The organism is Mycobacterium sp. M26 (assembly GCF_001494595.1).
Classification (GTDB): Bacteria; Actinomycetota; Actinomycetes; order Mycobacteriales; family Mycobacteriaceae; genus Mycobacterium.
The window spans coordinates 1,285,512-1,306,827 of sequence record NZ_LN929908.1 but is presented as its reverse complement, the minus strand read 5'-3'; the positions used below and the strand labels follow the sequence as shown (position 1 = coordinate 1,306,827).

Annotated in this window: 16 protein-coding genes; 10 read left to right on the top strand and 6 right to left on the bottom strand. The window is 68.3% G+C overall.

The window, feature by feature from the left end:
• Positions 1 to 147 precede the first annotated feature (147 nt).
• From BN3385_RS15560 to BN3385_RS15545, 4 genes are read left to right on the top strand one after another with little or no spacing between them, the layout of a single operon-like run.
• Positions 148 to 1,176, top strand: coding sequence for an ABC transporter ATP-binding protein (locus tag BN3385_RS15560; RefSeq protein ID WP_059017859.1), 1,029 nt, complete (start codon positions 148 to 150; stop codon positions 1,174 to 1,176).
• A 15-nt stretch (positions 1,177 to 1,191) separates the two neighbouring features.
• On the top strand, positions 1,192 to 2,382 hold the full coding sequence (locus tag BN3385_RS15555) for an ABC transporter substrate-binding protein (protein ID WP_059017857.1): 1,191 nt from the start codon (positions 1,192 to 1,194) through the stop codon (positions 2,380 to 2,382).
• Complete coding sequence (locus tag BN3385_RS15550; protein ID WP_059017855.1) at positions 2,361 to 3,212, top strand: ABC transporter permease; 852 nt, start codon at positions 2,361 to 2,363, stop codon at positions 3,210 to 3,212. Before BN3385_RS15555 ends, BN3385_RS15550 begins: the two co-directional genes overlap by 22 nt.
• On the top strand, positions 3,212 to 4,012 hold the full coding sequence (locus BN3385_RS15545) for an ABC transporter permease (RefSeq protein WP_059017853.1): 801 nt from the start codon (positions 3,212 to 3,214) through the stop codon (positions 4,010 to 4,012). Before BN3385_RS15550 ends, BN3385_RS15545 begins: the two co-directional genes overlap by 1 nt.
• Before the next feature lie 4 nt (positions 4,013 to 4,016).
• On the opposite strand, the gene BN3385_RS15540 is transcribed toward BN3385_RS15545, so the two are convergent.
• Positions 4,017 to 4,592: a MerR family transcriptional regulator gene (locus tag BN3385_RS15540; protein ID WP_059017851.1), complete on the bottom strand. Its 576-nt coding sequence runs from the start codon at positions 4,590 to 4,592 to the stop codon at positions 4,017 to 4,019.
• 273 nt (positions 4,593 to 4,865) lie between these two features.
• Here BN3385_RS15540 and BN3385_RS15535 point away from each other — a divergent pair, with 273 nt between their 5' ends.
• A complete protein-coding gene (locus tag BN3385_RS15535) occupies positions 4,866 to 6,158 on the top strand; it encodes an MFS transporter (protein WP_059017850.1) in 1,293 nt (430 codons plus the stop codon).
• Here the strand turns inward: BN3385_RS15535 and BN3385_RS15530 are convergent, their stop codons facing one another.
• The gene (locus BN3385_RS15530; RefSeq protein ID WP_059017848.1) at positions 6,159 to 6,578 is read right to left on the bottom strand and encodes a ChaB family protein; all 420 of its coding nucleotides are present in this window, start codon (positions 6,576 to 6,578) and stop codon (positions 6,159 to 6,161) included.
• A gap of 182 nt (positions 6,579 to 6,760) precedes the next feature.
• Here BN3385_RS15530 and BN3385_RS15525 point away from each other — a divergent pair, with 182 nt between their 5' ends.
• Together BN3385_RS15525 and BN3385_RS15520 are read left to right on the top strand one after the other, a co-directional pair.
• Positions 6,761 to 8,143, top strand: a complete 1,383-nt coding sequence (locus BN3385_RS15525) for an acyl-CoA dehydrogenase family protein (RefSeq protein ID WP_059017846.1) — start codon at positions 6,761 to 6,763, stop codon at positions 8,141 to 8,143.
• An 83-nt stretch (positions 8,144 to 8,226) separates the two neighbouring features.
• On the top strand, positions 8,227 to 9,639 hold the full coding sequence (locus BN3385_RS15520) for a WS/DGAT/MGAT family O-acyltransferase (protein WP_059017844.1): 1,413 nt from the start codon (positions 8,227 to 8,229) through the stop codon (positions 9,637 to 9,639).
• Between the two features lie 114 nt (positions 9,640 to 9,753).
• Here the strand turns inward: BN3385_RS15520 and mgtA are convergent, their stop codons facing one another.
• From mgtA to BN3385_RS15505, 3 genes are read right to left on the bottom strand one after another with little or no spacing between them, the layout of a single operon-like run.
• Complete coding sequence (mgtA, locus tag BN3385_RS15515) at positions 9,754 to 12,423, bottom strand: magnesium-translocating P-type ATPase (RefSeq protein WP_082690493.1); 2,670 nt, start codon at positions 12,421 to 12,423, stop codon at positions 9,754 to 9,756.
• Positions 12,356 to 14,764: a PEP/pyruvate-binding domain-containing protein gene (locus BN3385_RS28985; RefSeq protein WP_059017842.1), complete on the bottom strand. Its 2,409-nt coding sequence runs from the start codon at positions 14,762 to 14,764 to the stop codon at positions 12,356 to 12,358. Before BN3385_RS28985 ends, mgtA begins: the two co-directional genes overlap by 68 nt.
• Positions 14,765 to 14,784: 20 nt before the next feature.
• Entirely contained in the window at positions 14,785 to 16,287 is a 1,503-nt protein-coding gene (locus tag BN3385_RS15505) for a bifunctional aminoglycoside phosphotransferase/ATP-binding protein (RefSeq protein WP_059017840.1), read from the bottom strand.
• Positions 16,288 to 16,434: 147 nt separating this feature from the next.
• On the opposite strand from BN3385_RS15505, the gene BN3385_RS15500 reads away from it, so the two are divergent.
• The gene (locus tag BN3385_RS15500) at positions 16,435 to 17,418 is read left to right on the top strand and encodes an Acg family FMN-binding oxidoreductase (protein WP_156432769.1); all 984 of its coding nucleotides are present in this window, start codon (positions 16,435 to 16,437) and stop codon (positions 17,416 to 17,418) included.
• A 6-nt stretch (positions 17,419 to 17,424) separates the two neighbouring features.
• Here the strand turns inward: BN3385_RS15500 and BN3385_RS15495 are convergent, their stop codons facing one another.
• The gene (locus BN3385_RS15495) at positions 17,425 to 18,060 is read right to left on the bottom strand and encodes a hypothetical protein (RefSeq protein ID WP_059017839.1); all 636 of its coding nucleotides are present in this window, start codon (positions 18,058 to 18,060) and stop codon (positions 17,425 to 17,427) included.
• A 120-nt stretch (positions 18,061 to 18,180) separates the two neighbouring features.
• Between BN3385_RS15495 and BN3385_RS15490 the strand changes: the two genes are divergently transcribed.
• The gene (locus tag BN3385_RS15490) at positions 18,181 to 20,217 is read left to right on the top strand and encodes an erythromycin esterase family protein (RefSeq protein ID WP_082690492.1); all 2,037 of its coding nucleotides are present in this window, start codon (positions 18,181 to 18,183) and stop codon (positions 20,215 to 20,217) included.
• 16 nt (positions 20,218 to 20,233) lie between these two features.
• Positions 20,234 to 21,208 carry a 1-phosphofructokinase family hexose kinase gene (locus BN3385_RS15485; protein WP_286141796.1) on the top strand — a complete coding sequence of 325 codons (975 nt, stop codon included), beginning with the start codon at positions 20,234 to 20,236 and terminating at the stop codon, positions 21,206 to 21,208.
• Positions 21,209 to 21,316 lie beyond the last annotated feature (108 nt).

Here is a 21,316-nt window from a genome sequence, read left to right as displayed (position 1 = left end):
GGGCGAGATCTGGTCCGTTTTCTCGCAGTGGATGCACGTTCGGCGCGATGGACAGTGCGCCCACGCGAACCGTTGCCGAGCAGCGCGCCCACCGGCGAAAACAACAATGGGGCTGCGGCGCAACAACGCTATCCGTACGATCCCCCCATGCCATCTGCCTCTCCACAGATCGAGTTGCGTGGGGTCAGGAAGGTATTCGGTGAGGTCGTGGCGGTCGAGGGCGCAGACCTGACGGTCGGCGACGGCGAGTTGTTCGCGATCCTCGGCCCGTCGGGATCAGGTAAGACGACCGTGCTACGGATGATCGCCGGGTTCGAGCAGCCCACCGCCGGCACCGTCCACCTCGGCGGCGTCGACGTGACCGCGCTGCCGCCGGCCAAACGCGACACCAACACCGTCTTCCAGGACTACGCCCTGTTCCCGCACATGACGGTGGCCCAGAACGTCGAATACGGGCTGAAGGTCAAAGGCGTCGAGAAGGCGCAGCGCCGCGAACGCACCGGCGCCGCACTCGAGATGGTGCGGCTGTCCGGCTTCGCCGACCGCAAGCCCAACCAGCTCTCCGGAGGCCAGCAGCAGCGGGTGGCCCTGGCCCGCGCGCTCGTCGGGCGCCCGAAGGTTCTGCTGCTCGACGAACCGCTGGGCGCCCTCGACCTGAAGCTGCGCGAGCAGATGCAGGTGGAGCTCAAGGCCATTCAGCGCGAGGTCGGCATCACGTTCGTCATCGTCACCCATGATCAGGACGAGGCGCTGACGCTGTGCGACCGGCTCGCGGTGTTCAACAACGGCCGCATCGAGCAGATCGGCGCCGCTCGCGAGGTCTACGAGAATCCGGCCAACCGGTTCGTCGCCGATTTCGTCGGCACCTCCAACGTGTTCACCGGCCCGCTCGCGGAGTCCCTGCTGGGCCGCCCCGGCACGTTCGCGATCCGGCCCGAGCGCATCCTGCTACTGCAGCCGAATGAATCGGTACCGGCCGGAATGCGCAGCGCCCCAGCCGAAGTCGCCGAGGTGGTGTATGCGGGCCCGATCACCCGCGTCGCCGCCGACGCTGCCGGAGCACGGCTGACGGCGACGCTGCTGTCCGCCGAGGCGTCCACCGACATCAACCACGGCGCCCGGGTCGTTCTGGCCTGGCCCGACAGCGCCGTCCGAGCACTATCCGATCAGCACTGAAACAAGGAGTCCGCGATGAGAACCACCACCCGCCGGATCGGCGTCACCCTGGCCGCCTGTGCCGCCCTGGTCGCCGGCTGTTCGAGTTCCACCAACTCCAGTGGCGGCAGCTCGACCGCGCCGCCCAAGATGGAACCGCTTGCGGCCCTGGGCAATGGCGAAGGTCAGCTCAACCTCGTCGCCTGGCCGGGCTACGCCGAGGACGGCTCCAACGACCCGAAGGTCAACTGGGTCACCCCGTTCGAGGAGAAGACGGGCTGCAAGGTCAACATCAAGATCGGCAACACCTCCGACGAGATGGTGCAGCTTATGCGTACCGGACAGTACGACGGTGTGTCCGCCTCCGGTGACGCCACCCTGCGGTTGATCTATGCCGGTGACGTCGCGCCGGTCAACACCAAGCTGGTCCCCAACTACGAGACCATCTCGGCGTTCCTCAAGGACAAGCCGTGGAACTCCGTGGACGGCCAGATGTACGGCATCCCGCACGGCTGGGGAGCCAACCTGCTGATGTACAACACCGACGTGGTCAAGGACGCCCCGGACTCGTGGGGCGCGGTCTTCCCGGGCTCCGACCACAAGGGCAAGGTCACCGCCTACGACTCACCGATCTACATCGCCGATGCCGCGCTGTACCTGTCGAAGACGAAACCCGAACTGGGGATCAAGAATCCGTACTCGCTGACCGAGGACCAGCTCAACGCGGCGGTGGACCTGCTCAAGGAACAGCACGCCAACATCGGTGAGTACTGGTCGGATTACACCAAGGAGGTCCAGGCCTTCGAGTCCGGCACCTCGGTGATCGGCACCAGCTGGCAGGTGATCGCCAACATGCTCACATCCGACAACAAGGTCAAGATCGCCACCGTGCTGCCCAAGGAAGGGTCCACCGGCTGGTCGGACACCTGGATGGTGGCCTCGAAGGCCAAGAACCCGACCTGCATGTACAAGTGGATGGACTGGATCACCTCGCCGGAGATCAACGCGCAGGTGGCCGAGTACTTCGGTGAGGCCCCGGCGCAGACCAAGGCGTGCGAGTTCACCAGCGACAAGTCGTTCTGCGACACCTACCACGCCACCGACGCCGCCTACGCCGAGAAGATCAGTTACTGGACGACTCCGCAGAAGCAGTGCGTGGACGGCAGCGGCGACAACTGCACGGCCTACAGCGAGTGGGTCGACAAGTGGCAGCAGATCAAGGGCTGACCCAGGGGGTGGGCCAGCGGCTCCGGCTGGCCTTCCTGCTTGTTCCCCCGCTGGCGTGGCTGATCGTCGCGTACCTGGGTTCGCTTGCGGTCCTGCTTCTTTCGGCCTTCTGGAGCACGGACCCCTTTACCGGCGCGGTGGTGCGCAACTACACCGGCGACAACATCGTGCGGGTCGTCACCGATGCGGTGTTCCGCACGGCGACGCTGCGCACGATCGGGATCGCGTTGACGGTCACCGTCATCTGCATCGTGCTGGCCGTCCCGTTGGCGCTCTACATGGCCAAGGTGGCCTCGCCACGGGTACGGCTGGCACTGGTGGTCGCGGTCACCACACCGCTGTGGGCGAGCTATCTGGTGAAGGCCTACGCGTGGCGGATGCTGCTGTCGCCCGAAGGCCCGCTGCACTGGATGGCGGGCTACACGCCGGGCTATGGACTGATCGCCACAACACTCACGCTGGCCTATCTGTGGTTGCCCTACATGGTGATTCCGGTGTTCGCCGCATTCGAGCGGGTACCTGACGCGCTGATCGACGCCAGTTCCGATCTGGGCGCGTCGGACACCACGACGTTACGGACGGTGGTGGCGCCACTGGTCTTCCCGGGCATCGCCGCGGGATCGATCTTCACGTTCTCACTGTCGATGGGTGACTACATCGCGGTGACGATCGTGGGCGGCAAGACCCAGATGCTGGGCAACATCATCTACGGGCAGCTCGTCACCGCCAACAATCAGCCGCTGGCGGCGGCGTTGTCGTTGATCCCGCTGACCGCGATCGTGCTGTACCTGCTGGCCATGCGGCGCACCGGCGCACTGGAGAATGTCTGATGCTGTCGAAGGGTATGCGGCGTACGGTCCGGGGCTGGACCTGGCTGGTGCTGGTATTCCTCTACGCCCCACTGCTTCTGGTGGTGGTCAACGCCTTCAATGCCTCCAAGACGTTCGCCTTCCCGCCGACCGGCTTCACGTTGAGGTGGTGGGCCGATGCGTGGTCCAGCGAAGGCATGTGGCACTCGCTGGGCAACTCGGTGGTGGTCGGCCTGTGTGCGACGGCGATCGCGCTGGTGCTGGGGACGATGGCCGCGTTCGCGGTGCAGCGGTACAGCTTCTTCGGCAGGCAGACGATCAGTTTCCTTGTGGTCCTACCGATTACGCTGCCCGGCATCGTCACCGGTATCGCGCTGAACGCCACGTTCACCTCGGCGCTGGGGGTCACCCTCGGACTGGCGACGGTGATCATCGGGCACGCCACGTTCTGCATCGTGATCGTCTTCAACAACACCCAGGCCCGGCTGCGGCGGCTGGGCACCGGCCTGGAAGACGCCTCCTCGGACCTGGGCGCCTCGAGCTGGCAGACGTTCCGCTACGTGACGTTCCCGATGATGCGCGGCGCTCTGGTGGCCGGCGCGATCCTGGCCTTCGCGCTGAGCTTCGACGAGATCGTGGTGACCACCTTCACGGCGGGACCGACGGTGCAGACCCTGCCGATCTGGATCTTCGGCAATCTGTTCCGGCCCAACCAGGCGCCGGTGATCAACGTCGTCGCGGCGACGCTGACGCTGCTCGCGGTGATCCCGGTGTGGCTGGCCCAGCGCTTCGGCGGGGATCCCGCCGCCACCCGGGTCTAGCAGGCTAGGACGCCTCGTACTCCGAGAGCAGCGCGGTCATGTGCTCGTCGAAGGTCGTCTGCAGCCGGCTGAGCAGGGCGCGTTTGGTGATGTCCTCGACCCCGTTGGGGGAACCACTGCGCAACACCGCGACTGTCCGCACCGCCAGGTCGTCGATCACCTCGCCGGTGGTGTCGAGCACCTCGGTCATCAGGTGCAGGCACTGCTCGGGGTCCTCCACTGCGGACAGTGCCCGGGCGATCTCCGGATCGGTGATCACCACTCTGCCGTCGACGACCCGGCCCAGGCCGTGCCGGACAGCACGCTGCGCTGCGGCGCTCACCGCGTCCAGCGTCATCTCGTCGGTGGCCTCGACGGGCTGCACGCCCAGAACCTCGGACAGGTCCTGGCCCTGCCGGATGCCGTCGATGAATGCGGCGATGTGCACGGACGTGAAGCCCTTGGCCAGTAGCTGGTTGATCAGTTCGAGCTGGGCCAGGTGCCGGTCGTCGTAGAAGGCGTCCCGGCCCTGCCGTCGCGGCGGATCCAGCAGACCCCGCTCGCGGTACGCACGGATGTTGCGCGACGTGACTCCTGACACGCGCGCGAGCTCAGTAATTCGGTACTCAGTCATGAGAGCAAAGAAGAGGCATCCGTTTGATTGGGCAACATCAAACGCTATTTCTACCACCTTAGCTGCGCAAACGCTATGCCGGGAGCTGTGAATGTGTCGTGATGATGCAGTTTCAGCCAATAGACGTGGGGTTTTGTCCAGCCAGCAGGGCTACGGCAGGACGGGAAACGATTTGCACCGGCGCGAGATGATGGACGTCGACGAAGACGAGTGCGGCGGGCGAACGAGAGGCGAGGGTCAGTGCGGGCCTGGATTGTGTGGTCGACCGGCTTGCTGGCCTACATCGTGGCCGTACTGGACCGCACCACTCTCGGGGTCTCGGGCCTCGATGCCGCCAACCGCTTCAACGCCAGCCCCGGGGTGCTCTCGACGTTCGTCGTGCTGCAGGTGATCGTGTACGCGGCCGCACAGATCCCGGCGGGCCTGCTGCTGGACCGGTTCGGCTCGAAGGTGATGATCCTGGCCGGCGGCTCACTGATGGTGATCGGCCAGCTGACGCTGGCTTTCACCGAGTCACTGCCCACAGCGATCGCCGCCCGCGCCGTCGTCGGCCTCGGTGACGCGTTCACGTTCATCTCGGTGCTGCGCCTGGTGCCGTACTGGTTCGGCCCTCGCCAGATCCCGCTGGTGACCCAGTTGACCGGTATCTCCGGGCAACTCGGGCAGGTGCTGTCGGCCGTGCCGTTCCTCAGCCTGCTGATCGGCTCCGGCTGGACCACCGCCTATGTCTCGGTGGCCGCACTGGGCGTTATCTCCCTGGTGCTGACCCTGCTGCTGGTGCGCAACGCCCCGGCCGGTGTCGAGGTGAGTAAGCAGGAGATCTCGCTGCGCGAGACCCTGGGCAGCGTCAAAACGGTGTGGATGCGGCCGGGAACCCGGCTGGGCTTCTTCACCCACATGGGAACCCAGTTCTCGGTCACCGTCTTCGCGTTGATGTGGGGTGTTCCGTATCTGACGGTGGCGCAGCATCTTTCGCGTAGCGCGGCGGGCACGCTGCTGACCATCTCGGTGGTCTCGGCCATCGTGTCCGGTGTCGTGATCGGGATCCTCACCGGGCGTCATCCGCACCGGCGGTCACGGATCGTGCTGGGCATCATCGGCAGCAATGCCGCGATCTGGACCGTGGTGCTGGCCCTGCCCTCCCCCACGCCGCACTGGCTGCTGGTGGTGCTCATCGTGATCATCTCGGTGGGAGGGCCCGGGTCGATGGTGGGCTTCGACTTCGCCCGCACCTTCAACCCGCAGCCCACGCTGGGCACCGCGCAGGGCGCGGTCAACGTCGGCGGGTTCCTGGCCTCGCTGCTGGTGATGCAGGCGATGGGGCTGATCATCGGCGCGGCAGGCGGCTACTCGTTCGAGTCCTTCCGGCTCGCGTGGTCCGTGCAGTACGTGGTGTGGGTGGTGGCCGTGATCGGCATCCTCGTCACCCGCAAGAAGGCCCGCCGCACGATCGGCGACATCGAGGAGAGCAAGTACCTGCTGGAGTTCTTCAGCGACACCGATCTGCAGCCGGCCGACACCCGCAAGCGCTGATCAGCGGTTACGGCTGGTCTCGCGGCGGTTGGCCTTCTCGATCGCCGACACCAACTCGTCTTTGTTCATCGACGAGCGCCCCGAGATGTCGAGCCGGCGCGCCACGTCGAGCAGATGCTTCTTGCTGGCATTGGCGTTCACGCCACCGGCGGACGCACCCGTCGGATTCGGCCCACCACTGCGCGCCCGGTCATCGGAGGGCCCCTTCTCGTCCTTGGGCTCCCAATGGTCGCCGACTTTCTCGTAGCTGTGCTTGAGCGCGCTGTAGGCCACCCGGTGGGCGCGCTCCCCCTCGCCGTACTCCTTGACGGCCGAGTCATGGGCCTTGGCGAAAGTCCGCTGCGCCTTGGCATCGGACTTCTGCAACGTGCTGGGCAGTTCGCTCTTCTTGGCGTTACCGCTCTTGGCTGTCTTGGGCATGCTGTCACCTCCGAACGTCGGCTACCCGCTGCCCATGGCCCGAAACGTCAGCCGGGTAACGCCCGCGAGCGCGGTGCCGATATCCCAGTCAGCCCCGTGCTGCCGAGCAACCGACTCCTCGGCAGCCGGGGCTTCATCGTGGTCGGGGTTTGACTTCGTGGTACCGGAGGTATCAGGTCAGCATGGGCCTGGACCTCACGCCGACCGCCGCACAGCACGACCTCGCGCGGCGCACCCACGAATTCGCCGAACAGTGCATCCGCCCGGTCGCCGCCGACTACGACCGTAGGCAGGAGTTCCCGTGGCCGGTGCTCGAGGAAGCCGCCGAGCGGGGGTTCTACAGCCCGTTGTTCTACCGGGATCTGATCGGTGACCCGACCGGGCTGTCGCTGCCGATGTTCATGGAAGAACTGTTCTGGGGTTGCGCAGGAATCGGTTTGGCGATTGTGATGCCCGCGCTGGCGTTGGCCGCGATCGGCCAGGCCGCCACCCCGGAGCAGATGCTCACCTGGGCACCGGAGTGCTTCGGGTCCCCCGGCGACATCAAGCTGGCGGCCCTGGCGATCTCCGAACCCGAGGGCGGCAGCGATGTCCGCAACCTGCGGACCCGGGCCCGGCGGGACGGGGACGACTGGATCATCGACGGGCACAAGATGTGGATCGGCAACGGCGGCATCGCCAACGTGCACGTGGTCAACGCCGTGGTCGACGAAGAGCTCGGCCACCGCGGCCAGGCGTTGTTCGTGGTGCCCGGCGGAACCCCGGGTCTGCACTTGGTGCGCAAACTCGACAAGCTGGGCTGCCGGGCGTCGCATACCGCGGAGCTGAGATTCGACGGTGTCCGGGTGCCCGGTGGGAACCTGCTCGGCGGCCAGGATCGCTTGGAGCACAAACTCGCCCGGGCTCGCGAGATCGTGGCGGGCGGGCGTCGCTCGGCGTCGGCAACCCTGGGAACGTTCGAACAGACCCGACCGATGGTGGCCGCCCAGGCACTCGGGATCGCCCGCGCCGCATTGGAATACATGACCGCCTACGCCAACCGTCGCGAGGCGTTCGGGGCGCCCATCATCGACAACCAGGGCATTGCGTTCCCACTGGCCGATCTGGCGACCGGGATCGACGCGGCCCGGCTGCTCACCTGGCGGGCGTCCTGGATGGCCGCCAACGGGGTTCCCTTCGACCGCGGCGAGGGGTCGATGGCCAAACTGGCCGCCAGCGAGGTCGCCGTACGCACCACCGAACGCGCGATCCAAACCATGGGCGGATGGGGTTACATCAGTGACCACCCGGTGGAGAAGTGGTACCGCGACGCCAAGCTCTACACCATCTTCGAAGGCACCAGCGAAATTCAGCGCATCGTCATCTCGTCTGCGCTCGGCGCCACCGACGGCGGCCCGCCCCTGCATGTCGACCTCGAACCCACCGGCGGACCGCTCAACAAACTGTTCGGCCGCGGCACTCCGGCGCGCACGAAGATGGCCAACACCGCACTGGCGGTCCGCGACCGAGTGCCGGAACCGGCCATGCGGATGTTCATGAAAGTCCTCGCCCCGCCTCGCCGATAAGCCCTCCGAACGGGGACTTCCGGCCCTGCCATCCCCCAGGTCGCGCCGCCACACTGAGGGGTAAGGCGAGGAGAAGGTCGGCGATGACGCAACACTTGACGACGCTGGACGCAGGATTTCTGCAACTCGAGGACGCCGACGAACACGTCAGCCTGGCCATCGGTGGGGTCGCCATCCTGGCCGGGCCCGCACCCGAATTCGCGGATCTGCTCGACACGATCGGTGCCCGATGCCTGTCAAACCCGCGCAGCACACAGGTGTTGCGCACCCATCCGTTCGACCTCGCCGCACCCGAGTGGGTCGACGACCCGACGTTCAATCTGGCCCATCACGTCCGCCGGGCCGCACTGCCCCCGCCGGGTGATGACGCCGCCCTGCACGCCGAGATCGCCACGATCATGGAACGCCGCCTCGACCGGCACCGCCCGCTGTGGGAGTGCTGGGTGATCGAGGGCCTGGCGCAGAACCGCTGGGCGCTGCTCATCAAAGTGCACCACGCACTGGCCGACGGTATCGCGGCCAGCAACTTGCTGACCGGCCTGTGCGATGACACCGGAGTGTCCAGCTTCGCGACCGCCATCGGCGCGGCCCAGCATCCGGCCCGGCGGCCCTCCCTTCCGCTGCCCAGCCTCAATCCCGTTGACTGGCTGGGTGATTCGATCACCATGGGCCGAACCGTCGGCAAGCTCGCGCTGCGCGCGGCCGGCGGGGCGGCGGGGCTGACGGCCAGCCTGCTGCGGCCGGCCGCACGGTCGTCGTTCAACGGCCCGGTGGGCGACCTGCGCCGCTACGGTTCGGCGGCGGTCTCGATCCATGATGTGGAGCGGATCGCCCACACCTTCGGGGTGACCATCAATGACGTGGCGCTGGCCGCGGTGGCCGACAGCTACCGCACCGCACTGCTGCGCCGCGGTCTGCAGCCGCGGCCGGACTCGCTGCGCACGCTGGTTCCGGTGTCGGTTCGCGGCGCCGACGCGATGGACGTCTCCGACAACCGGGTGTCGCTGATGCTGCCCCTGCTGCCCGTGGACATCGCCGACCCACTGCACCGGCTGCGCACTGTGCACAACCGGTTGAGTGCGGCGAAGTCCGGCGGTCAGCGCCAGGCCGGCAGCCTGCTGGTGTGGGCCAGCGGCCTGGTGCCGTTCCCGGTCACGGCCTGGACGGTACGGCTGTTGTCCCGGTTGCCACAGCGCTCGGTCGTCACGGTGGTGACCAATGTGCCGGGCCCGCGCACCCCGCTGACGGTGATGGGCCACAAGGTGGTACGGCTGCTGCCGATCCCGCCCATTGCGGCCGGATTCCGCACGGGCATCGCCATTTTCAGCTATGCCGACGAGTTGGCGTTCGGACTGCTGGTCGACTTCGACGCCGCCCCGGACATCGACGAACTCGCCCGCGGCATCGAACGCGGGGTGGCCCGGCTGACAGCCTTGGCCGATACCCGCGGCCGCGCCCGCAGCAAGGGCGGCCTGCGGCTGTTGTCCAACGGCTGATCTCCTGAGTCAACAACTCACTCCCACCTTCAGAACTTCGCCGAGGCTGGAGTTATCGCGCAAAAGTGCGAGTGAACAGCGCGATAACTACAGCCTCGCAGCAACGAGGAACGGCTAGCTGCGCGCGGGCAGCCGTCCGCTGTGGCTGAATCGTGCGGCCCGCCGGTGGATCCGGTGCTCGCGGCCGCGGGTCCGCACGGGTTCACCGGGGTGGCGGATCGGTTCGGCGTAGAACACCTTCTTGGTGATCTCGACGAGGACCAGATAGCCGACGGTCAACAATGCCAGCGCACCGAAGAACTGCCACGGCAGCGGCGTGAAACCCAACTGGTGGGCCAACGGCGAGATGGTCAGCGCGATACCGACGCCGATCACGCTCAGGGTGGTGAGCACCAGCCAACCGCCGGGCCGGCTGCGCAGGAACGGGATTCGCCGGGTGCGGATGGCGAAGATGATCAGCGTCTGCGTAGCCAGCGACTCGACGAACCAGCCGGTGCGAAACTCCACCGGACCGGCGTGCAGCACCCCCAGCATCAGGCCGAAGGTCAGGAAGTCGAACAGGGAACTGATCGGTCCGAACGTCAGCATGAACCGCCGGATGAACGCGATGTTCCAGTGCGACGGCGCGTGCAACTGCTCGGGGTCGACCCGGTCGGTGGGGATCGCCAGTTGCGAAGTGTCGTAGAGCAGGTTGTTCAGCAGGATCTGGCTGGGCAGCATCGGCAGGAAGGTCAGCACCGCTGAGGCCGCGGCGGCCGAGAACATATTGCCGAAATTGCTCGACGTGCCCATCAGCACGTACTTGATGGTGTTGGCGAAGATGCGCCGGCCCTCGGCGACACCGGTGGCCAGCACACCCAGATCCTTTTCCAGCAGGACCACGTCGGCGGCGTCCTTGGCGACGTCGGTCGCGGTGTCCACCGAGATGCCGACGTCGGCGGAGTGCAGCGCCAGTGCGTCGTTGACGCCGTCGCCCAGGAATCCGACCGAGCGGCCGGTGCGGCGCAGCACCGTGATCAGCCGGGCCTTCTGCTCGGGCGAGATCCGGGCGAACACGGTGGCCGACTGGGCGGCAGCCTCGAACCCGGCGTCGTCGAGGCCATCCAGCCGGGCACCGGTGACGGTGCCGCGGGAGGTCAAACCCAGATCCGCACAGACCTTTTCGGCCACCTGCGGGTTATCGCCGGTGGCGACCTTCACCTCGATGCCCAATTCGGCCAGTCGCTGCAGCGAGTCACGGGCGGCCTGTTTGGGTTGGTCGGCGAACACCAGGAATCCGTCGAGGGTCAGCTCGGTCTCATCGGCGGCGGTGATGGTCTGTAGGTCGGGTGCCGGTCTGCTGGCCACCGCGACCACCCGCCGGCCGTCGGCGAACAGCCGATCCAGCGTGCGCTGAGCCGTGGGCGGCAGCGCCACGCAGTGGTCAAGCACCTGCTCGGGGGCGCCTTTGACCACCAGCACCCGCCGACCGTTGTCGTCGATCAACGCCGAGGCGGCCCGCCGGGTGTGGTCGAAGGGAAGTTCGGCCACCCGGCTGACGCCGGTGGTCACGACCTGACGGCCGGCCTCGGATTCCCACAGTGCGGCGTCCAGGGCGTTGGCGCTGGTGCCGCCCACAGCGGGATCGACGTCGGTGGCCAGCAGTCCGTAGCGCAGCACATCCTGCGCGGGCCCACCCTCGGGATCGACGGCCTCGAGCAGCGTGATCCGGCCTTCGGTCAGCGTGCCGGTCTTGTCGGTGATGAGGATGTCGATGTCGCCGAGGTCCTCGATACACACCAGCCGCTTGACCAGAACCTTGCAGGCCGCCAGCCGGCGCGACCCGGTGGCCAGGCTGGTACTGACCACCGCGGGCAGCAGTTGCGGAGTGATGCCGACGGCGATCGCCAGCGCGAACAGCACCGAGTCGATGACCGGGCGGCGCAGCAGCAGGTTGGTCACTAGAATCAGCACCGTCAGCGTGATCGCCACCTGCAGAAGCAGATACGAGAAGCGGCGTAGACCGGCCTGGAAGTCGGTTTCGGGCTGGCGCTCCCCCAGGCCGGCGGCGATCTTGCCGAACTGGGCGTCGGCACCGGTCGCGTAGACCACGGCACTGGCATCACCCGCACTGACCACGGTGCCCATGAACGCCAGGTCGGTGGCATCGGCCAAGGCGGCATCGGCGGGCACCGGTGCGGTGGATTTCTCCGCGGCGGTGGACTCGCCGGTCAGGATCGACTCGTTGCACTCCAGCCCATTGACGGCGATGAGCCGCACGTCGGCGGGCACCAGTTCGCCCAGCGTGAGTTCGATGACGTCGCCGGGTACCAGCGCATTGACGTCCAGCTTGACGTTGTGCCCGTCGCGGCGGACGACGGCGGTGTGCCGGACCCGGGAGTGCAGTGCCGCACTGGCACGTTCGGCCCGGTACTCGTTGAGGAAGCCCAGTCCGACGCTGACCACCAGGATGATCCCGATGATCACCGCCTGGGTGCTGTCGCCGAGGAAGAACGACAGCACCGCGGTGACCGCCAGCAGCGCCAGGACGGCGTTGTTGAGTTGCCTGCGCAATACCGCCCAGGCGCTGACCCGATGCGTCCGAAGCGAATTCGGCCCATAGCGGGTCAACCGGTCGGCGGCCTGCGCGCTGGACAGCCCGTCAATGGAGCTGTCCAACCGATGCAGCACCTCGGCGACCGGGGCGGCGGCGACCGACACCGCGGTCAGTGTCGATTCAGCCGCGGTCACCGTCACGCGACCTCGCCGACTCCAGCAGCAGTCTGCGTTCGGCGGCCGCGACATTGCGGCGGGTGCGCTGTGCCACGTCCGGCGTCACCGAGATCGACGTGATGCCCATCCGGACAAGGTGTTCGGCGAAGTCCGGTCGGCTCGACGGCGCCTGCCCGCACAGCGAGGCGGTGATCCCCAGCCGCCGCGCGGTGGTGATGATCTGGCCGATGGCGTCGAGGACCGCCGCGTCGGATTCGTCGTAGAGCTCCGCGCACAGGTCGGAGTCGCGGTCCACCCCGAGCATCAGCTGGGTCAGGTCGTTGCTGCCGATGGACACCCCATCGATACCCATGCCGACGTACTCGGGCAGCCAGTACACCACCGAGGGCACCTCGGCCATCACCCAGCGGTGCAGGCCGCGCTGGCGCCCCAGTGGGCTGGCGTCGACCAGTTCGAGGCACTTCTCCAGTTCCCACTTGGTGCGGACGAACGGAATCATCAAGTGCAGGTTGGGATTCTGCTCACGGACGCGGGCCAGGGCGGTGAGTTCCAGATCGAACAGGTCCGGGTTGCTGACGTAGCGATAGCAGCCCCGGTAGCCGATCATCGGGTTGTGTTCCTCGGGCTCGTACTTCTGGCCGCCCTGCAGGTTGCGGAACTCGTTGGTGCGGAAGTCCGAAGCCCGGTACACCACCGGCCGCGGCGTGAACGCCGCCGCGATGCGGCCCACCGCGGTGGCCAGCGAGTCGACCAGGCTGTCCTGCTCACCGTGCTCGATGAGATCGCGGGGATGCCGATTGCGCAGGGCGTCCTCCAGGATCAGCTCGGCACGCAGCAGGCCGACACCGTCGACGTCGAGTTCGGCGGCCTGTTCGGCCTTGTCCGGCATGGCCACGTTGACGTAGATCTTGGTGGCGGTCACCTCGGCGACCGCCGCCACCGCGGGCGCCGCGGCCACCGGCGTGGTCTGCGCACCGCCGACCGCCTTACCCGCCAGCACCCGGCCGTGGGTGCCGTCGACGGTGACCACGGTCCCGTCCTTGAGGTCCTTGGTGGCGGTGCGGGCCCCGACGATGCACGGCACTCCCAGTTCGCGGGCAACGATCGCGGCGTGGCAGGTCATCCCGCCGGTGTCGGTGACCAGCGCCGCGGCCCGCCGCATGGGGGGCAACCAGGCGGTGCGGGCCCCGACGATGCACGGCACTCCCAGTTCGCGGGCAACGATCGCGGCGTGGCAGGTCATCCCGCCGGTGTCGGTGACCAGCGCCGCGGCCCGCCGCATGGTGGGCAACCAGTCCGGGTTGGTCATCTGGGCGACCAGCACCTCGCCGTCCTGCAGCCGTGCGCCGTCGGCCACGTCGGCCAGCACCCGGACCACACCGGAGGCCTCGCCGGGCACGGCGGGCAGTCCCTGCAGCAACACCTCGTGGGTTTCGGGGACCGGCTTGCCGGCCCGGTGCAGCGTGGTGATCGGGCGGGTCTGCACAATCCAGGTCTTGCCGCCCGCGATGGCCCACTCGGTGTCCTGCGGGCATCCGGCGTGCCGCTCGCTGCGCACCGCGATATCGGCGATCACCCGGACCTCGTCATCGTTGAGAACCTGCGACTGGGCTTGCGCCTCGCTGAGGTCCACCGTCTGGTCGCTGCCGTCCGCGCCGCGCACGATCTTGAAGGACTTGTAACCGATTCGGCGGGAAAGGATCTCGCCGGTGTCCTTGGCCACGACATAGGTGTCGGGCTCGACGGACCCGGACACCACCACCTCACCTTGACCGAATGCGCCCTCCACTACCACCCGGTCGGTGGCGTCAGTGGTGGGATCGGCGGTGAACGCCACGCCCGAGCGCTCCGAGGCGATCATCTGCTGGACCACCACCGCCATCGCCGGATCGGCGGTGAAGCCGCGGCTGGCGCGGTAGGCCACCACCCGGGCACCGAACAGCGAAGCCCAGCAGCGCTGGACCCCGTCGATCAGGTCGTGTTCTCCGGCGATGTTGGTGAACGTGGCGTTCATCCCGGCGAACGACGCGTCGGCACCGTCCTCGCCGGTGGCCGACGAGCGCACGGCGACAATGACATTGGGGCCCATCGTCCGGTAGGCGGCCAGGATCTTCTCGCGCACCCCGTCGGGCATCCCCGCCTTGAGTACCAGCGCCTGCATCTTCTGGCACATCTCGTCGAACCGGGACGGGTCACCCGCGCTGAGCATCGCCTGGCGGTGGGCGGCGTTCAGGTCGTCGGCCACACCGGCAGCCGCCATGGACTCCAGGTAGCTGTCGCGCAGGACCACGAACCCCGGTGGCACCGGCAGCTGCGCGGCCACCATCTCCCCCATGTTCGCGCCCTTGCCGCCGGCTTCCTCGGCGTCGGACATCCTCAGGTCCGCAATATCTGCGACGTAACGGCTGGGCATCGGGCTCCTCCAGTGTTTCTCTACACGGCCTGACGGCAGATGTCCTGCGCCTCGGCCACGGCCTCGGCCGGCGGACGGGTGGTGTCGATTCGGTGGGCGCCCGGCCAGGCGGCGTCAGCGCGTTCGGCCAGCGCGGTCGCGATCTCCGGGGTCACCTGCGAGGTGCCCGTCCTGCGCGCACTGATCCGCCGGGTGGTCTCCTCCAGCGTTGCAATGCAGGCGATCTCGACGAGCCGGGCGGCTGCATCCTGGGCGATGCGGCGGGCCCGGTCGCGGTGATCCGGGTTGAGCCAGGTGCCGTCGACGATCACGGTGCGCCCTTCGCACAGTCCCAGGTGGGCGCGGCGCAGCACGCCGTCGTAGACCGCGTCGACGTTCTCCTGGGTGTACAGGCCCTCGTCGAGGGCGCCCGGCTCGCCGGTGAGTTCGCCACGGCGCACCATCTCGGCACGCACGTCGTCGGTCGAGACAACCTGGGCGCCGAGGTGATCGGCCAGCGACCGGGCCAGCGTGGTCTTGCCGGTGCCCGGCCCGCCGCCGACCAGCACCAGCCGGACCGCACCGGAACGCAAGTGGTCATGGGCGATCTCGAGGTGCCGGCGGGCGTCGGCGGCTGCACCGGAGACGCCCTGGGCGTGCCGCACACAGTCCACCTTGGCGCGCACCACCGCCCGGTAGGCGATGTAGAAGTCCCGCAGCGAGGCCGGTGCGTCGTCGTCGGCCAGCCGCGCATACGTCTGCAGGAAGTGCTCTGCCAGCTCCGGGTGTCCCAGGAACTCCAGATCCATCGCCAGGAACGCGGCGTCGTCGATGGCGTCGACGAACCGCAGTTGGTCATCGAATTCCAGGCAGTCCAACAACTCCGGGCCGTCATCGAGGCAGAAGATGTCGTCGGCGAGCAGATCGGCATGACCGTCCACGATGCGCCGCGCAGCGATCCGGCCGGCGAAGAGCACCGATCGACCGGCGATGAAGTCGATTGCCAGCCGCCGGATCTCGGCCACCACGTCCGGGTTCAGACCCGGGACCAGTCCGTCGGCGTAGCGCTCGAGCTCGGCCAGGTTCTCCTGCCAGCGCCCGGTGACCGCGTCGACCCGGGCCTGCGCGTCGACGTCGCGGCCGCGGGCAGCGCCGGCGTGGAAGCGGGCCAGCACCAGGGCCACCGACGTCAGCTGGTCGGTGACCGGCGTGCCGCTGCGCACCAGGGTGGCCAGCCGCGTCTGGTCGGGGTGGCGGCGCATCACGATGACCGGCTCGGGTACGCCACCGGGTGAGGCGAAGTGCGCGATGCCCAGATAACTGTTCGGAGCCAGCCTGCTGTTGAGCGCCACCTCGCGGGCGCAGGCGGTCTCCCGGCGGTCCAGGGTGGAGAAGTCGAGAAAGTCGGTGACGACGGGCTTTTTCACCTTGTAGGCCCGATCGCCGACGAGGAACACCAGACCGGTGTGGGTCTCGGCCACCTGCGGATGCGGCGAGGCCGGCGAGGGGGCAGGTGCGGTGTGGTTCGTCGGTACCGGTCCCATGACAACGATCCTGGCCCGCCGTGCCCGGTCCTTCCAGAGTCCAAAGACCCTCGCCGCTCGGCCCGCTAAACCGATGACTTAGTGCCCCTTTCACGGGGACATCTGCGTCCTATCGTGGAGACGGAGAACAGAAGGCGGTGGTTGGCCGTGGCGAAATCGGCGCTCGATCCCCAGGTGCTGGCGAACATGGTGGAGTTGGCCTGCCGCGCGCCGTCGGTGCACAACAGTCAGCCGTGGCACTGGGTGGCCGAGGGCGCCGAACTCCGGTTGTTCGTCGAACCGCATCGGGTGCCGCACGCCACCGACGTTTCCGGCCGGGAAGCGATCATCAGTTGTGGTGCGGTGCTGGACCATCTGCGGGTGGCCGCCGCGGCAGCAGGTTTCACCGCGGTCGTCGACCGATTCCCCAACCCCAACGATCTCGACCACCTGGCCACGGTCTCGTTCACCCCGGCGCAACTCAGCACCGACGCGCACCGGGCCCGGGCCGACGCGATCCTGGACCGTCGCACCGACCGGCTACCGTTTGCGCCGCCACCGAACTGGGCAGCCTTCGAACCGGTGTTGCGCAGCACCATCGACGCCGACAAGGCGGTGCTGCACGTACTGCCCGAGAGCGTGCGCGGCGAACTGGCCGAGGCGTCCCGGCTGACCGAGTCACTCCGTCGCTACGACAGTTCGTATCACGCCGAATTGCGGTGGTGGACCGCACCTTACGAGGTGTCCGACGGCGTCCCCTACAGCACGCTGGTGTCGGTGTCGGAACGTGAGCGCGTCGACGTCGCCCGCGCCTTTCCGGCCGATGAGCACGCCGACCGCCGCCCGGAGGTCGACCGCGATCGGTCCACCATCCTGGTGTTGTCCACCTACGGCGACACCCGGCGTGACGCGCTGGGCTGCGGCGAGGTGCTCTCCGATGTCCTGCTGGAAGCCACCATGGCGGGACTGGCCACCTGCACATTGACCCATCTCACCGAGCTCGAGGCCAGCCGAAACATCATTCGGGCGCTCACCGGCGGCGGGTTCGACCCGCAGCTGCTGATCCGGGTGGGCCTGGTGCCGTCGCTGGCCTCGGTGCCACCGGCCACGCCGCGCCGACCGCTGGCCGACGTGTTGGAAGTCCGGGCCTGATCGCCCTCAACCGGCCCGGTGCGCCTGCTCGGCTCGGCGCTTGATCCCCAGCAGCATCCCGCGGGTCATCAGCGACACCACCGGCCCGGCGACTTCGGCGCCCAGCACCTCGCCGGGCAGCCGCATCCGGCTGCGGCTGCGCACCAGCAGGCGGCAGCGGTCCTCCCAGTGCGGGATGACGTGGAACGACCAGACGCCATCCCACGGCAACCGGCCCGGTTCCTGACGCAGCACGATCGACTGCCCGTCGACGATCTGGGCGACCGGCAGCACCAGACCGTCGCGCAGTCCCAGCCAGCCCTGCGGAACCAGCCGGATCGCGTCGCCGACGGCCAGCTGCTGCCACTCCGGGTGGACCCGATCGGCATTGCGGTACTTCAGGCCGACAGCGTTCTCCAGCCCCTCATAGCTGTACAGGCCGCCGCGGTCCTGTCCCATCTGCACCAGCCACGGCCAGACCTCGGCCGCCGACGCATCGATCCACACGCCCTCGGTGGTCTGCACCGCCGGGGCGCCGACGAGTTCGTCTCCGGGAAGCGGAGTTTCGCACTCTTCCTTGGTGGTCCCCCAGTTGCGGTAGAACCGCCGCGCCGCATACAGGCCTGCCCCGGCCAGCGCCGTGCCAACCACACCCCTCCACATGCCGCCAGTCTGTCCGAAATCGGAGCCGATCCGTAGGGTCTTCTGCCCTCAACAGAGGACTTCGGTCCCTACCCGCGCCCGACCGCAGGTGGTCGGATCGAGAGGTAGCAAGGGGGCGCCATGACACGTTCCACGGGGATCCGCCGCCACCAGCCCCGGCGGGTGTTCAAAGATCGGCACGAAGCCGGCCAGGTGCTGGCCGGATTGCTGCAGAGCTACCGGGGCCGACCGGATGTGGTGGTGCTCGGCTTGGCCCGCGGCGGCATCCCGGTCGCCTATGAGGTGGCCCGCTCGCTGGGCGCCCCACTCGATGCGTTCATCGTCCGCAAGCTGGGCGCGCCCGGGCACGAGGAGTTCGCCGTCGGGGCGTTGGCCAGCGGTGGCCGGGTGGTGGTCAACGATGACGTACTGCGCGGACTGAAGGTCACCCCGGAACAGTTGCGGGACATCGCCGAAAAGGAAGCCCGCGAACTGGTTCGGCGCGAAGCCGCCTACCGCGAGGGCCGCCCGCCGCTGGCGGTCACCGGCAAGACGGTGATCCTGGTCGACGACGGGCTGGCCACCGGATCGAGCATGCTGGCCGCCGTGCAGGCGTTGCGCGAGTCCGAGCCCGCCGAGATCGTCGTCGCGGTGCCCGCCGCCCCGGAATCCACCTGCCGGGAGTTCGCCGGCATCGTCGAGGACATGGTGTGTGCGTCGATGCCGACACCGTTCCTCGCCGTCGGCGAGTCGTTCTGGGATTTCACCCAGGTCACCGACGACGAGGTCCGCGACCTGTTGAGCCGCCCCACCACGACCGCGCCACCGCCGGTAGCACCGAGTGCCGCCGAACTGGTGGCGCACGCCGCGATCGACGCTCCCGGCGGGGTGCCGCCGGCCGATGTGCTCGAGGAGCTGATCGGTGACGCGCGGGTGGTGCTGATCGGTGAGAGCTCGCACGGTACCCACGAGTTCTACGAGGCCCGCGCCGAGATCACCAAATGGCTGATCACCGAGAAGGGGTTCAATGCCGTTGCCGCCGAAGCGGATTGGCCCGACGCCTACCGGGTGAACCGCTATGTGCGGGGCGTGGGGTCCGACGAGACGCCCGAGGAGGCGCTGCGCGGGTTCGAACGCTTCCCGGCCTGGATGTGGCGCAACACCGTGGTACGGGACTTCGTCGGCTGGCTGCGCTGGCACAACGGACGCTGCGCCGCCGACGGCAGGCGCCAGACCGGTTTCTACGGCCTGGATCTCTACAGCCTGCACCGCTCGATGCAGGAGGTCATCGCCTACCTCGACACCGTCGACCCCCAGGCCGCCCAGCGGGCCAGGGCGCGCTATGCGTGCTTCGACCACTCGTCGGGCAACGACGGGCAGGCCTACGGCTACGCGGCGGCGTTCGGTGCCGGCCCGAACTGCGAGCGCCAGGCCGTCGAGCAGTTGGTCGAACTGCAGCGAGACGCGGTCAGCTTTCTCGGATCCGACGGCCCGCAGGCCCAAGACGAACTGTTCTACGCCCAGCAGAACGCCGTGACCGTCCGCAATGCCGAGGCCTACTACCGCGGCATGTTCCGAGGCCGGGTCACCTCGTGGAACATGCGCGACAAGCACATGGGCCAGACCCTCAACGCGCTGGTTGCCCACCTCGACGAACACAGCACCGGCGAGCCCGCTCGGATTGTGGTGTGGGCGCACAACTCTCACGTTGGCGATGCCCGCGCCACCGAGGTCTCCGCCGACGGTCAGCTCACCATCGGCCAGCTGGCCCGCGAACACTACGGCCGGGACTGCCGCCTGATCGGGTTCTCCACCTACAGCGGGACGGTCACCGCGGCCAGCGACTGGGGCGGGATCGCCGAGCGCAAGGTGGTGCGCCCGGCACTGGCCGGCAGCATCGAGGAACTCCTGCATGAGACCGCCAAACCGTCGTTCGTGGTCCCCACCCACGACGGGTCACCGGCTGCGGCGGCACTCGAGGGCGTTCGGCTGGCCCGCGCCATCGGGGTGATCTACCTGCCGCAGACCGAACGGCAGAGCCACTACTTCCACGTCCGGCCGTCCGACCAGTTCGACGCGATGATCCATATCGACCACACGCGCGCACTGGAACCACTGGAGCCGACCAGCGTGTGGATCGCCGGGGAGAACCCCGAGACCTATCCGAGCGGACTGTGAACCGAAAGGGTTGTCGTTGAACGAGATTGCCGTCACCGGGCATCGCATCGTCACCTTGACGATGAACCCGGCGCTCGACATCACCACCAGCACCGACGTGGTACGCCCCACCGACAAGCTGCGCTGCGCGGCGGCGCGCTACGACCCCGGCGGCGGCGGCATCAACGTCGCGCACGTCGCCGATGTCCTCGGCGCCTCGGCCACCGCGGTGTTCCCCGCCGGCGGCCCGGCCGGAGAGATGGTGGACCGGCTGCTGGTGGCCGAGGGTCTCTCGGTGCACCGGATCCACATCGGCGGGTCCACCCGCGAGAGCGTCACGGTCAACGAGCGCTCCACCGATAAGCAGTACCGGTTCGTGCTGCCGGGACCGGAGCTGACGCTGGCCGAGCAGACCGAATGCCTGTTGCAGTTGCGCCGTGCCGCGGCGTCGGCGGCGATCGTGGTGGCCAGCGGCAGCCTGCCACCCGGGGTGCCGCCGGACTTCTACCAGCAGGTGGCCAACGTCTGCGCCGACATCGGCGCGGTGTTCGTGCTCGACACCTCCGGCGGCGGGCTCAAACACGTCAACTCCGGGGTGTTCCTACTCAAACCGAGCGTGCGGGAACTGCGGGAGTGCGTCGAGCGGGAACTCGCCGACGAAGCCGAACAGCTGGCGGCGGCCCGTGAACTGATCGACCGCGGGTGCGCGGAATACGTCCTGGTGTCGCTCGGGTCCCAGGGCGCACTGCTGGCCACCCGGCACGGCGGGCATCGGTTCGCTCCGGTGGAGGTGCCGGCAGGCAGTGGGGTGGGTGCAGGTGACGCGATGGTCGCGGGCGTGGCCGTCGGCCTGACCCGCGGCTGGTCGTTGACCAAGTCGATCCGGCTCGGGATTGCGGCCGGGGCGGCCATGCTGCTGACCCCCGGCACCGCGCCGTGCACCCGGGAGGACACCGAGCGGCTGTTCGCCCAGACCACCGAGCCGGTGGATATGGATCTGGTGGCCGGCTGACATTGCAGTACGTTCGCCTCGCAAGTGAGGACTTTCTGCTCTCAGAGCGGCCCCACCGCGGCGATAACGTCGGCACAATAGGAGTGTCACCCCTGGGGGGAGTCCCAC

What these genes read in the sequence shown, in the direction of transcription:
- BN3385_RS15495 (WP_059017839.1), bottom strand. Translation starts at nt 18,060, where the DNA reads ATGTGGAGGGGTGTGGTTGGCACGGCGCTGGCCGGGGCAGGCCTGTAT.
- BN3385_RS15520 (WP_059017844.1), top strand. Translation starts at nt 8,227, where the DNA reads ATGACGCAACACTTGACGACGCTGGACGCAGGATTTCTGCAACTCGAG.
- BN3385_RS15490 (WP_082690492.1), top strand. Translation starts at nt 18,181, where the DNA reads ATGACACGTTCCACGGGGATCCGCCGCCACCAGCCCCGGCGGGTGTTC.
- BN3385_RS15525 (WP_059017846.1), top strand. Translation starts at nt 6,761, where the DNA reads ATGGGCCTGGACCTCACGCCGACCGCCGCACAGCACGACCTCGCGCGG.
- BN3385_RS15505 (WP_059017840.1), bottom strand. Translation starts at nt 16,287, where the DNA reads ATGGGACCGGTACCGACGAACCACACCGCACCTGCCCCCTCGCCGGCC.
- mgtA (WP_082690493.1), bottom strand. Translation starts at nt 12,423, where the DNA reads ATGTCGCGGCCGCCGAACGCAGACTGCTGCTGGAGTCGGCGAGGTCGC.
- BN3385_RS15560 (WP_059017859.1), top strand. Translation starts at nt 148, where the DNA reads ATGCCATCTGCCTCTCCACAGATCGAGTTGCGTGGGGTCAGGAAGGTA.
- BN3385_RS15555 (WP_059017857.1), top strand. Translation starts at nt 1,192, where the DNA reads ATGAGAACCACCACCCGCCGGATCGGCGTCACCCTGGCCGCCTGTGCC.
- BN3385_RS15530 (WP_059017848.1), bottom strand. Translation starts at nt 6,578, where the DNA reads ATGCCCAAGACAGCCAAGAGCGGTAACGCCAAGAAGAGCGAACTGCCC.
- BN3385_RS15545 (WP_059017853.1), top strand. Translation starts at nt 3,212, where the DNA reads ATGCTGTCGAAGGGTATGCGGCGTACGGTCCGGGGCTGGACCTGGCTG.
- BN3385_RS28985 (WP_059017842.1), bottom strand. Translation starts at nt 14,764, where the DNA reads ATGCCCAGCCGTTACGTCGCAGATATTGCGGACCTGAGGATGTCCGAC.